Source organism: Microbacterium sp. Leaf203 (assembly GCF_001421275.1).
In the GTDB taxonomy this organism is placed as follows: Bacteria; Actinomycetota; Actinomycetes; order Actinomycetales; family Microbacteriaceae; genus Microbacterium; species Microbacterium testaceum_A.
In genome coordinates, this window is record NZ_LMKF01000007.1 from 790 (window position 1) to 1,032 (window position 243).

The following is a 243-nucleotide window of genomic DNA, read 5'->3' on the forward strand; positions in this document are numbered from 1 at the left end:
CGATTATGCCGCGTCCAAGGGGGCCATAGACACATTTACCGTGGGGCTTGCCCGGGAAGTCGCGACCGAGGGTGTTCGCGTCAATGCGGTGCGGCCGGGCATGATCGACACCGAAATCCACGCCTCCGGCGGCCAGCCGGACAGGATCGAAAGGATGCGTGCGCTGATCCCGATGAAGCGGGAAGGCCGCGCCGATGAAATCGCCGCGGCCGTACTATGGCTGCTTTCTGACGAAGCTTCCTA

The 243-nt window shown here is 63.4% G+C and carries 1 protein-coding gene; it reads left to right on the forward strand.

The window, feature by feature from the left end; all coding sequences use genetic code 11:
• A partial coding sequence (locus tag ASE56_RS17365) for an SDR family oxidoreductase (protein WP_200914057.1) occupies positions 1-243 on the forward strand: 243 nt, incomplete at both ends.